Origin of the sequence: Corallococcus sp. Z5C101001, assembly GCF_007352635.1 — a bacterium.
Taxonomy (GTDB): Bacteria; Myxococcota; Myxococcia; order Myxococcales; family Myxococcaceae; genus Corallococcus; species Corallococcus silvisoli.
On record NZ_VKLU01000011.1, the window covers coordinates 1 to 12,442 of the forward strand.

General features: G+C 71.6%; 8 protein-coding genes. All 8 read left to right on the forward strand.

Going from position 1 to position 12,442, the window contains the following annotated elements; genetic code table 11:
* The first annotated feature begins 512 nt into the window (after positions 1-512).
* The 8 genes from FOF48_RS24090 to FOF48_RS24125 all read left to right on the forward strand — a co-directional run bounded on the left by FOF48_RS24090 (position 513) and on the right by FOF48_RS24125 (position 12,419).
* Positions 513-2,936 carry an ELWxxDGT repeat protein gene (locus FOF48_RS24090; RefSeq protein WP_186002052.1) on the forward strand — a complete coding sequence of 808 codons (2,424 nt, stop codon included), beginning with the start codon at positions 513-515 and terminating at the stop codon, positions 2,934-2,936.
* A 51-nt stretch (positions 2,937-2,987) separates the two neighbouring features.
* Positions 2,988-3,530, forward strand: a complete 543-nt coding sequence (locus FOF48_RS24095; protein ID WP_143905135.1) for a DUF350 domain-containing protein — start codon at positions 2,988-2,990, stop codon at positions 3,528-3,530.
* Between the two features lie 8 nt (positions 3,531-3,538).
* Positions 3,539-4,405, forward strand: coding sequence for a hypothetical protein (locus FOF48_RS24100; protein ID WP_143905136.1), 867 nt, complete (start codon positions 3,539-3,541; stop codon positions 4,403-4,405).
* Between the two features lie 166 nt (positions 4,406-4,571).
* Positions 4,572-5,894, forward strand: a complete 1,323-nt coding sequence (locus FOF48_RS24105; RefSeq protein ID WP_143905137.1) for a chitosanase — start codon at positions 4,572-4,574, stop codon at positions 5,892-5,894.
* Between the two features lie 62 nt (positions 5,895-5,956).
* A complete protein-coding gene (locus FOF48_RS24110) occupies positions 5,957-7,876 on the forward strand; it encodes an AAA domain-containing protein (RefSeq protein ID WP_143905138.1) in 1,920 nt (639 codons plus the stop codon).
* Positions 7,877-8,076: 200 nt separating this feature from the next.
* On the forward strand, positions 8,077-8,265 hold the full coding sequence (locus tag FOF48_RS24115) for a hypothetical protein (protein WP_143905139.1): 189 nt from the start codon (positions 8,077-8,079) through the stop codon (positions 8,263-8,265).
* A gap of 53 nt (positions 8,266-8,318) precedes the next feature.
* The gene (locus tag FOF48_RS24120) at positions 8,319-9,194 is read left to right on the forward strand and encodes an alpha/beta fold hydrolase (protein WP_143905140.1); all 876 of its coding nucleotides are present in this window, start codon (positions 8,319-8,321) and stop codon (positions 9,192-9,194) included.
* A 225-nt stretch (positions 9,195-9,419) separates the two neighbouring features.
* Entirely contained in the window at positions 9,420-12,419 is a 3,000-nt protein-coding gene (locus tag FOF48_RS24125) for a choice-of-anchor D domain-containing protein (protein WP_143905141.1), read from the forward strand.
* Positions 12,420-12,442 lie beyond the last annotated feature (23 nt).

Here is a 12,442-nt window from a genome sequence, read left to right on the forward strand (position 1 = left end):
TCGCGCCAAGGTAGCCAGCGCGGCTTGCTCACATCTTCACGGAGTCATCATGGCGCGGGCATGAATGGCTCATCCCCGTCCCTTCCCGCCACGGGGCGCCCCGTGAAAGGGGGCGGCGCGCGAACAGCGCCTGACGAAAAGGAGCGACTCATTTGCTACCGCTGGGTCGTGGAACGAACCCAGGCCTGGAAGAGCCAGCTCCGCCGACTTCGACATTTGTTAGAGGCCGTGAGGCCGGCCGTTAGGGGCTCGCGGGTGCCGCGGCCGGTGGTGAACACATGAAACAGGTGTGACCGCGACACGGACGCTGGCTGGCGAACAGTCGGGCGGGACCCGGGTTGTAGCTCCGGGGATCCGTGATGACGGTGCCCCCGGTCCAGGTGTCAGGCAGGACGGGCGAGGGAGGGGCGAGCATGGGGACGGTCGGCGTTCATGCGTGGCTTTCGGCGTTGGCACTGGTGACAGGCGGCACCCAGGCGTTCGCTCAGGGCGATCCTCGACAGGCGGATCCGGTGAGCGTGCGCCTCCTCACGGACCTGACCCAAGAAACGGTCCAGCCGGGCGGCCCGGGTTCGCACTTCGACAGCGGGCCCACCGCCACGCTGAACGGGCGGCTGTTCTTCTTCACGGGTCCTCGCGCCGAGGCCCCGGCTCGCTCGGCCCCAGAGCTATGGGTCACGGATGGCACCCGGGCGGGAACCCGCTCCGCGCAGGACCTGCTGCCCGCGAACCTGGTCATCGACGAGTCCTCGCTGCGCGCCACGTCCCACCGCCTGTTCTTCACCGCGACGGACGCGAGCACCGGACGCGAGCTGTGGACGAGCGACGGCACGCCCGCGGGCACGCACCTCGTTCGTGAACTCCAGCCGGGACCGGACAGCGCCTTCGATTCGCCGGGAGCGCTCTTCGTGTCCGGCGACGCCGTGCTGTTCACCGCGTCGGATGGCGTGAGCGGCTTCGAGCTCTGGAAATCGGACGGCACGGAGGCGGGCACGGTGCGCGTCAAGGACGTGCTCCCAGGGACGGGCAGCTCCCGCCCCGGCGAGCTGACGCGAGCGGGCGACACCGTCTACTTCAGCGCCACGGGCCCCGAGGGCCGCGAGCTGTGGCGCACCGACGGCACCGAGGCGGGCACGCGGCGGGTGCGCGACCTCCGCGAAGGCACCGGCGACGCGTCACCGCGTGCGTTCACCGCGGTGGGCTCCACGCTCTTCTTCGTCGCGGATGACGGCCTGCGCGGCCCCGCGCTCTGGAAGTCAGACGGCACCCAAGCGGGCACCGCGTTCGTGACCGACCTGGGACCGAGCGCCGCCAGCCCGTCCCGGCTGCGCCTCGCCGCCCTGGGCGACACGCTCCTCTTCCTCGTGGAGGGCCCGGATGGCGTGGCGCTGTGGCGCACCAACGGCACCGAGGCCGGGAGCCTGCCGGTGAAGGCCCTCCCGGGTGCGATGACTCTCGACTCCAGCCGGGGGCTGGTCGCCGTGGGCGGGCGAGCCTACTTCTCGGCGCGCGGCGCGAACTTCAACGACGCGCTGTGGGTGACGGATGGCACGACGGAGGGCACCCGGACGCTGCCCCTGGACTTCCCGCAGGGGCGCGTCTCGCTGGACGCCCTCACGGAATGGGACGGGGCGCTCGCGTTCACCGTGGCGGTGGACAACGGGGTGCGCGAGCTGTGGCGCACCGACGGCACCGGAGCGGGCACGTCCCGCCTGACGCGACTGCCCTCCGGCGACCCGGGGTTCGCTCCGAAGCGGCTTTCACATTTCCAGGGGTCGCTCGTGGTGGCCTCCGCGGACGCATGGACGCGCCTGGGCCTGTGGCGGCTGGACCGGGATGACGCGCCGCCGACCTTCGTGTGCCCGGCCTCCGAGGACGTTCCCTCCAACAGCCCCCAGGGCACGCTCGCGCGCGACCTGAGGCCACCCCTGGTGGGCGGGCAGCCCCCGTTCACGGTGCGCTCCACCCACCCGGACGGCACCCTGCTGCCGCTCTACCAGCCCATCCCCATCCACTATCAGGCCGAGGACGCGGAGGGCCGCGTCGCCTCCTGCGCCATCACCACGACGTCCCGCGACGTGTCGGGCCCCACCTTCCAGGGCTGCCCGACGGAGCTGACGCTCGACACCTGGTCGGCCCGGGGCCTCACCTTCCACTATCCGAGCGTGGCCGTGACGGATGAGACGAGCCCCCAGCCGCTGATCAGCTACAGCCCGGAGAACGGCAGCGTCCTGCCCTTGGGCGACACCGTGGTGACAATGACGGCGAAGGACAGCGCCGGCAACGCGAGCACCTGCACGTTCACCGTCACCGTGCGCGACGCCCTGGCGCCCTCCTCCGCGTGCAAGGTGAGCGAGGTGCGCGTGGAGGCCGAAGGCCCCGAGGGAGCCCATGCCTTCTGGCCGGAGGACACGTCCACCGACGGCACGTCCTCCCAAGTCACCGTCACCCGCACGCACGCGTCGGGGGACCTGTTCCCGCTGGGCCTCACCCGCGTCCAGGTCACGCGCACCGACGCGGCGGGCACCCGCAGCACCTGCGAAATCCAGGTCAAGGTGCGCGACTCGCGACCGCCCCTCCTCACCTGCCCGAGCGACCTCACGTTGAAGACGGCGGTGGTGTCCGGCACCCGCGCGGACTATCCGCCCGCCACCGCCAAGGACGCCGTGTCCGCGGCGGACATCTCCTACAGCCCCGCCGTGGGCACGCCGCTCGCGCCGGGCGTGCACGCCGTGCAGGTGACCGCCATCGACGCGGCGGGCAACGCGGCGCTGTGCGACTTCCACCTGACCGTGGAGTACGACCCGACGAGCGACATGCGCAAGGGGCTGGGCTGCTCGGTGGGCAGCGGACCTTCGACGGCGGGCTGGGGCGCGGTGCTCCTCCTCGCCTGGACGTGGAGCCGCCGTCGGAAGGACGGCACGCCCCGCGCCTGAGCCATGGGCCGTGGCGGTCCGCGGGACTTCCGCTACAGTCCCGCGCGCCCCATGGACCCCACCCTCTTCGTCGTCGGACTCATGAAGGTCGTCCTCGGCGGTCTCGTGGCCGCGCTCGGCATCGGCCTGAGCATGCGCGGCCTGAGCCGCCTGCTGGACAGCCACCCCGTGGAGGAGCTGCGCCAGGGCAACGTCGCCGCCGGGCTGGTGCACGCGACGAGCCTCGTGTCGCTGGGCCTGCTCGTGCAGCACGCGCTCAAGGCCACCAGCGACGCGGTGGACCTGGCGGTGCAGAACCCGCCCGTGTCCGCCATGGCGGTGTTCCAGTTGATGGGCCTGGCGCTCGTGCATGTGGGGCTGTCGCTGGCCGTGGGCGTGGCGGTGCTCGCCCTGGGCGTGCGGCTGTTCGACAGGATGACGCCCGGCATCGAGGAGCTGGCGGAGGTGCGCAAGGGCAACATCGCCGCCGCGCTGCTGCTGTGCGCCTTCCTGCTGGTCATCGCCCTGCTCACCGCGCCCGGCCTCCAGGCCGCGCTCAACGGACTCATCCCCTTCCCCCAGCTGCCCACCGGCATGCTGCGCGCGCCCGCCTGACGTCCCGCATGTCCGCGCGCTCCTGGAGGACGCTGCTGTCGCTGGTGCTGGTGGGCGCGCTCCTGTCCATCACCGGATGGCGGTGGGTGCTGGCGAGGAACGCGGGCCGGCTCGCGGAGGCACCGCGGACCGAAGCCCCCGTGGCCCCACCCCGGGAGGCCACGCAGGACCTGGGCGCGGCGTTGATCCCCGAGGACACGCCGCCAGAGCGCGTGAAGGCCTACGACTGGCGCGTGGAGGGAATGGAGCCCGCGCGGCAGCAGGTGGCCTACGGCCTGGGGGAAGCCGTGGAGCGAGGGCTGGAGGAGGCCCACCGCGACTACAGCGTGCGGCTGCGCTACCGCGCCATGGGCCCGGAGCGCTTCACGTACGTAGCGCCACCGGGGTGCGGCACGGACATGCGCTGCATCTACGCGGAGCTGATGCGCAGCAACGCGGAGCCGGTGCGCGTGCTGGGGGAGCGCTTCGCCACCTCCATCCGCGAGCGCGACCTGGACGCGGCGCAGGCCACCGAGCTCATCCTCGGGTTCGTGCGCCGCATCCGCTACGAGCTGCCCGGCGACGAGCCCTTCGGCATCGTGCCGCCGGGGCTGGTGCCCGCGCAGGACCGAGGCGACTGCGACTCCAAGGCCGTGCTCGCGCTGATGCTCCTGCGACAGGTGGGCGTGGACGCGGTGATGCTGTACTCGGACGCGCTGGCGCACGCGGCCATTGGCGTGGGGCTGCCCGGCAACGGCACCCGCATCCCCTTCGCCGGGCGCGGGTACCAGTACGCGGAGCTCACCGCGGAGGGCTGGCCCCTGGGGATGATCCCTCCCCAGTACGACAAGCCGCAGCTCTGGCGGGTGCTCCCCCTGCCGGACGCGCCGGGCTGAGCACGCGCTTCGCCCACTGGGGCCAAGCCGCGTGTCGCGACAGGCTCCTCCCGCAGGACAGTGCCAGACCCGGGCCCTGGAGCCCCACATTTATTTCCGTTATTTCTGCTCTATCAAGGATGAGCCGTCCTCGTGGCGGCGTCCCCTTCCAGACGGAGTCAGTCAGATGGAAACCAGGTGTTCGCGGACGTGGGTGCTGGGCCAGCGGGGGTGTGCCGGCGTGGGGCTGTTGATGCTGGCCCTGGGGTGCGGCGCGGCGGAGGAGCGGGAGTTCCCGCCGGAGGCGCCGGGCGAAGTGGTGAGGGAGCTGGGGGCGTGCACGCACGCGGTGACGACGAACACGTACGTGGGCCCGGACTACTGGGGCACGCTGGTGTTCAAGAACACGGGCACGGTGGCCATCGCCAATCCTCGGGTCTCGCTCGACGTGCCCTCGGGCGTGACGTGTGACGATGATCAACCCGGCTGGGCGCACACGCAGAGCGGCCGCACGTGCACGTTCACGCGCACGTCCTCGCTGACGGTGGCGGTCAACGCGTCGTACACGTTCAACTACTCCACCGACTCCGGCACGTCGTTCACCGCGACCCACGTGAAGGTCCAGTCCGACAGCTGCGGCGGCACGGCTCCCGGCGGCACCGGGCTCACCGCCAACCAGAAGAAGGTGGCGGAGGCGCTGACGAGCATCTGGGAGAACGACACGCCCACGCTCGACTACGCCTATTCAGAGAACATCCACGACGGGCGCGGCTACACCAACGGGCGGGCGGGCTTCTGCACCGGCACGGGCGACGCCATCCAGGTCGTGCAGTGCTACCGGGCCCTGCGCACCGAGGCCAATGGCAACCGCCTGTCGAAGTACTGGAGCGCGCTCACCGTCATCAACAACCGCTTCCTGTCCACCGGGCAATCGCAGGCGTCCACGGCGGAGCTGGACGCGGTGGGCGGCTGGACCACGGACTGGGCGGCGAGCTTCAACACCGCCGCCACGAAGGCGGACTTCAAGCAGTGCCAGGACCAGGTGAGCGACGCGCTCTACTACACGCCCATCATGAACGAGGCCGCGAAGTGGGGCCTCACCCAGGCGCTCACCAAGGCGGCGCTGTACGACGCGGCCATCAACCACGGCGAGGACGGCGCGAGGGACCTCATCCGCAAGGCGAACACCGCCCTGGGCAACAGCGCGCAGGTGGCGCCGGTGATTGGCTACAACGGCATCACGGAGAGCGCGTGGCTCCAGAAGTTCCTGGAGAAGCGCCGGGACGTGCTCGCGGGAGACTCCACCTGGGCGGACGCGGTGGACCGCGTGGCCGCGTATGAGAAGCAGCGCCGCCTTGGCAATTGGGACCTGGGCACCGCCCTGCGCAACGACGTGCGCGCCCGCGACTGCTGGGGCACCACCTACCCGTCGAGCGGCTACACCGTGCGCGCCATCAACCCGGACGGCACCTGGAGCACGCCGGCCTCGTTCACGTACGCCTGCCAGTAGGACGACAGGGCCCCCCACGCGGGCCGTGACGGCGGGGCGTCCGGGATGGCATGACCCGCTCCATGGCTCGTGACGTCTCGTTCTTCGACAAGCTCGGTGCGCTCCTCGCCCAGGAGCGCGAGGCGGAGAAGGCCCGCATGGCGGCGTTCGCGCAGGGGCTGTCCCTGCGCGAGCGCGAGGAGCAGGGCCTGTCGGTGCTGGACCTGGAGACCGTCGAGGAGGAGGTGGGCCTGGGGGGCCGCATCCTCCTCACGCTCGCCCGCGCGGACCGGGGCAGGCTGCCCACGCGCCTGTCCAACGGCGACTTCGTGGCGGTGCTGCCCCGCCGCGCGGAGGTGAAGGAACCGGCGAAGGCGCTCGTGTCGCGCGCCACCTCCACCCGCATCCAGCTCGCCTTCGACCGCGAGCCCCCCGCCTACCTCTCCGAGGGACTGTTGCGCCTGGACGTCGTCCCCAACGACGTCACCTACGAGCGCGTGCGCGCGGGCCTCCAGCGCGTGAAGGGCCTGGACAAGGGCGCGGAGCGGCACAAGCGCGAGGTGCTGCTGGGCAACGAGCCCCCGCGCTTCGACAACACCCGGGACTTCACCCCCACCCGCCCGCTCAACCCGGAGCAGCTGGACGCCGCCAGGCGCGCGCTCGCCGCGGAGGACTTCTTCCTCATCCACGGCCCGCCCGGCACCGGCAAGTCCACCGTGCTGGCGGAGGTGGCGGCCCAGGCCGTCGCACGCGGCGAGCGCCTCTTGTGCACCGCGGCCAGCAACGCCGCCGTGGACCACCTCCTGGAGCTGTGCCTGGAGCAGGGCCTGAGGGCCCTTCGCGTGGGCCACCCCGCGCGCGTCGCGCCCCGCCTCCAGGAGCACACGCTGGACATCGTGGTGGAGGAGCACCCCGACCGCGTCATCAGCCGCGACCTGTTCGACGAGGCCTTCGACCTCTTCGGCTACGCGCGCCGCCAGCGCAACCAGGGCCGCAGCCGCGAGCGCTTCTCCAACGCCCGCTCATCCACCGCGGAGGCCAAGGACCTGATGGACGAGGCGCGCAAGCTGGAGAAGAAGGCCGTGAAGGCCGTGCTCGCCCGCGCGGACGTGGTGTGCGTCACGCTGGCGAGCCTGGGCTCCGGCGTGCTCGCCGGCGAGGAGTTCGACCGCGCCCTCCTGGACGAGGCCACCCAGGCCACCGAGCCGCTGGCCCTGCTGGGCTTCCTCCGCGCGCCGAAGGTGGTGCTCGCCGGGGACCCGCAGCAGCTGCCCCCCACCGTGCTGTCGCAGGAGGCCTCGAAGGCGGGCCTGGGCGTGAGCCTCTTCGAGCGCCTGCTGAAGGACCACGGCGACGACGTGAAGCGCATGCTGCGCGAGCAGTACCGGATGAACACCGCCATCATGGCCTTCCCGTCGAAGGAGATGTACGCCAGCGAGCTGCGCGCCCACCCGTCCGTGGCGGAGCGCACGCTGGCGGGGGTGCTCACGCCAGGAACGGAGGTGGACGCCCCGCCCGTGCTCTACCTGGACACCGCGGGCAAGGGCTTCGACGAGGAGGAGGAGCCCACCACGCACAGCCTCCTGAACCCGGGCGAGGCCGGCTACGTCGTCGCCCGCGTGCGCCAGCTCCTGGGCCTGGGCCTGTCCCCGCGCGAGGTGGCCGTCATCGCCCCCTACAGCGCCCAGGCCCGCCACCTGCGCGAGGCCCTGGAGGCCGTCCACCCCGAGGTGGAAGTGGACACCGTGGACGCGTTCCAGGGACGGGAGAAGGACGCCATCCTCGTCAGCCTCACCCGCTCCAACAGCGAGGGGCAGCTGGGCTTCCTCAATGACCTGCGCCGCATGAACGTCGCCCTCACCCGCGCCCGCCGGCACCTGTTCGTCGTGGGCGACTCCGCCACCCTCAGCAGCCACCCCTTCTACGCGCGCTTCATCGAAGGCACGCAGACCGACGGCGGCTACCGCTCGGCGTGGGAGTGGCCAGACCCGACTGAACAATGATTGTCATCCCAATGACTCCGGCCTGCCCCCCAGGGCTACGCAAGGAGTGCGAGCCAGGCGCGCGAAAATTGTCGGCGCGCTGAACGAATTTTGTCACCCGCTCCGCCGCCCGCCGGGGAGACGGCCGGAAATCAGGCATTTGGCGCAAGCCACAGGGTCGGCACGAAGGATGCTTCTCTTTCCGGGCACGGAGGGAATGCATGTCTCAAGCGCCTGTGGTGACCAAGGAGAATGACGTCTGGGTGATTCGGATCGACCGGCCCAACGGCAAGACCCAGGAGTACCGCTGCGCCACGGAGAGCCAGGCCCGGCAGTTGGCGCTGGTGCTCGGCCGTCCCGACACCGGAGGCCCGCCGCGCCCCGCGTCGTCGTCCAGCAGCGTCGCGTAGGGTCGCCAGCACCCGGGGGGACGGAGTAAGGCGGGAGGCACGAGGAGGTTCCCGTGCCCGCCGCCGCATTCGAATCGCTCACCGTGGACGCCGAGGGCCTGCCGCTGCACGTGCGGCAGCGCCACCCCCACGGCACCCCCGCCGTGCTGTTCCTGCACGGGTGGTTGGACCACTCCCACAGCTTCGACCCGCTCTCCGAGTTCCTGCCCGAGGCCTGGCGCACGGTGCTGCTGGACCTGCGCGGCATGGGGGAGAGCGGCCACGCCGGGCCCGGCGCCGCGTACCACTTCAGCGACCACCTGCTGGACGTGGAGGCCGCCCTGGACGGGCTCGCGCTCCCCCGCGTGCATCTGGTGGGACACTCGCTGGGCGGCATCGTCGCGCTGGCGTACGCCGCCGCGCGGCCGGAGCGGATCCAGAGCCTGACGCTCATCGAAAGCCTGGGCCCGTCCGGCGGCCCGCCCGAAGGCGCCCCGGTCCGCCTGCGCAGCTTCCTGGAGGACTCGCGCCGCCCGCCGAACCGCAAGCGCTACCCCAGCGTGGAGGCCGCCGCGGAGCGCCTGCGTCACACGAACCCCACCCTCTCCCCGGACGCGGCCCTGCTCTTCGCCCGCCACGGCACCCGGCTCACGCCGGAGGGGGACTTCACCTTCACCTTCGACCCGCGCCACCGCCGCCGCTTCGGACAGGCCTTCGACGAGGCCCAGTGGCTGGCGCTGGAGGCCGCCGTCACCTGCCCCGTGCAGCTCCTGCGGGGCACCCGCGGCCTGTCCCCCACCCCCGCGCTGCTCGAGGGGCGGCTCGCCGCCCTGCGCACCCTGGTGGGCCCCGCCCGCTTCTTCGACGGCGGCCACCACGTCCACCTGGAGCAGCCCGCCGCCGTGGCCGCCGCGATCGCCGCGTTCGTGGGGGAAGCGTCCACTTCCTGACCTGAAATGAGGCAGGTGCTCCTTGGCAAAAGGCCAGGAAAAACCTTTCACCCTCCAGGGCACCCCGGTTCCCTCCAGCGCTCACTTGGCCGCTGGATTGGGCGCCAAGTCCTTGATTTCAGGGGGCACCACGCCCCGTGCCGGCTCCGGCACGGGACTTGATTAGGAGAGGCCCGTGTCCCGGGCATCCGTGTGCGTGTGGTGGGGAAGGATGGGGAGCGGACAATGGTGATGGGGTGGAGGGGTCGGTACGTCCTGCTGGCGTCACTGGTGGCGGGGACGATGGCGTGTCACGAGGAGGACCAGACGCGCGGGGTGCAGGCCACGGCGGTGCTGGACGTGGATGCGCTCGACTTCGGTGACGTGCCGGTGGGCGAGTGGCGTGAGAAGGACGTGCGGATCCGCAACGTGGGCTACGTGCCGTTCTCCGCGCTGGAGGCGCTGGGGTTGGGAAACAACCCGGCCTACCAGGTGGAGCTGACGGACGGCGGAGGCCGCGTGCCGCCGGGCGAGTCCCACGTCGTGAAGGTGCGCTTCCACCCGCTCGCCGAGGGCCCCGTGGAGGAGACGCTGCGCGTGACGACGGACGCCAACGTGGGCGCCCTGCAGCAGGTGCCCGTGCACGGCCTGGGGACGCCCACCCGCATCGGGGTGAACCCGCCGGTGCTGGACTACCAGACGCTGGAGGTGGACAGCGACCGCACGCTGGAGGTCACCGTCACCAACCCCGTGGACCTCCCGCTGACGCTGAAGGTGGCGGGCAATCAGGCGGACCCCTTCACGGCGGACACCATCACCGTGCCGCCCAACACCACCCAGGTGGTGAAGACGAAGTACCTGCCCCGCTCGCTGGGGCGGATGGACGCCCGGCTGGAGGTCGTGTCCTGCGAGACGTGCACCCCGTCCGTGGTGGACCTGCAGGGCAACTCCGTGGCGAGCGCCTTCGTGTTCGACCCCGCGCCCGTGCCCTTCGACGAGATCCCGGTGCACGAGCGCACCGAGTCCTTCACCCGCGCGCGCAACATCACCTGGCGCCCGGTCACCATCTCCGCGCTGGCCACCAGCGACCGCGCCTTCCTGCCGCTGTCCAAGCCGGAGGGCACCACGGTGCAGCCGGACGAGGTGGTGGAGATGCGGATGGAGTTCGCCGCGCGCTACTCCGGCCCCAACGTGGGCAACCTCACGGTGGCGTACGCGTCCGACAAGGCGCGTGAGTCGCGCGTGATGCTGGATGCGCGAGGCGGCCGGCCCACGCTGGCCGTGGCGCCGGTGGCGCTGGACTTCGGAGAGCTGCCGGTGGGCGGCAAGGTGGAGCAGGTCATCCGCATCACCAACGCGGGCAGCAACGGCCCCCTCACCTTCACCGGCGTGCGCGCGGACGGCGACGCGGCGCAGTTCAACGTGGACACCCCCACGCGCGGCACCCAGCCCTACGCCTGGAAGGCCGGCGCCTGGCCCACGCTGGAGGCCAACGGCCTTCAAATCAACCCGGGCGACGACGCGCTGGAGCTGAAGGTCTACTTCGAACCCAAGACGGAGGGCACCTTCACCGCGACGCTCTTCGTGCAGTCCAACGACCTGTTCACGCCCGAGCGCGCCATCACCTTGACGGGCCGCGCTCGCGCCAGTGGCCCGTGCGTGTATCAGCTGCGGCCCCAACCGAAGCTGGAGTTCGCCAACGTGGCGCCAGGCCGCGGCGCGGTGCTGGGCTTCTACTTCCGCAACCCGGGCCGGGCCGAGTGCGCCATCAAGAACGTGCACCTGTCCAACGACGGCGGCGGCGTGTTCTCCATGCCCGGAGGTCCCATCACCGGCGGCGTGGTGCTCTACGACACGGCCTTCAGCTCCATGATTGCCTTCAAGGCCCCCGCCACGGGCGGCGAGTTCAACGGCGAGCTGATGCTCACCGTCAACAACCCGGCCTACCCCACGGTGACCCTGCCCATCCACGCGGTGTCGGAGGCGTCCTGCCTGGTGGCCACGCCGTCCTTCGTGGACTTCGGGCCCATCCGCTACGACTGCGCCGCGAAGCCGCGCAAGACATTCGTGTCCAACCGCTGCAGCGAACCGCTCACCGTCTCGGACGCCATCATCGGCAACGGCACGAGCAACCAGTTCTCGCTGATGACGCCGGTGACGGCGCCCATCACGCTCCAGCCCGGTCAGGGCTTCGAGATGGAGGTGGGCTATGCCCGCGACGTGCTGGGCCAGCACTACAGCCCCATGTACCTCCAGTCGGACACGGAGCCGCACGGCTTCCTCGTGCCGCTGCTCGCGGAGACCAACCACGAGGGCATCCAGGTGGACCGCTTCACCCAGGGCACCGACAGCCAGCTGGACGTGCTCTTCGTGGTGTCCAACACCACCACCATGGAGCCGTACCAGCAGCGCCTGCGCAACGCCATCCCAGGCTGGCTGGCGCGCGCCAAGGAGCTGAACGTGGACGTGCGCGTGGGCGTCACCAGCACCGGACTCGTGCAGCGCGACGGACAGTGCGGCGGCGGGGCCAACGGCGGTGAGGCCGGCCGCCTCTTCCCGGTGGACGGCAGCCGCGCCCGCGTGGTGTCCGGCGCCAGCGCCAACGCGGCCGCCACCATCCAGGCCAACATCGAAGTGGGCCTCTGCCACAACCTGGTGCAGGGCCTGGAGACGATGCGCCAGGGCCTGTCCGCCCCGCTGTCCGAGCAGGCCGACGACCTCCGCACGCCGCAGCCCAACGACGGCAACCTGGGCTTCACCCGCATCGCGGCCCGCATGGCGGTGGTCGTGCTGGCGGACGAGGACGACCACTCCGGCTTCGAGCCGGACAGCTACATCCAGTTCCTCCACACGCTGAAGGGCACGGGCATGTCCCACCGCAGCAACCTGCACGCGCTCGTCCCCGCCGGAGCGTCCTGCTCCACCGCGGGCACCAGCGCGGACCGCTTCGCCGCGGTGGCCAAGGGCACGGGCGGCAGCGTGGGCTCCATCTGCGAGAGCGACTACCGCGCCTTCCTGGACCCCATCATCCAGCAGGCCGGCGGCCCGCAGGCGGACTTCCCCCTCACCGCGCTGCCGGACGGCACCGAAGAGCTCAGCGTGCGCGTGAATGGCCGCGTCCTGCCCGCGGACCAGTGGATGTACGACGCGGGCCGCAACGCGGTCATCTTCAACCAGGGCGCGGTGCCCACCGCGGGCCAGTCCGTGGAGATCCGCTACCGCAGCATCTGCGCCCCCACGCCCTAGCCAGGGCCGGAGGCTCGTGACGC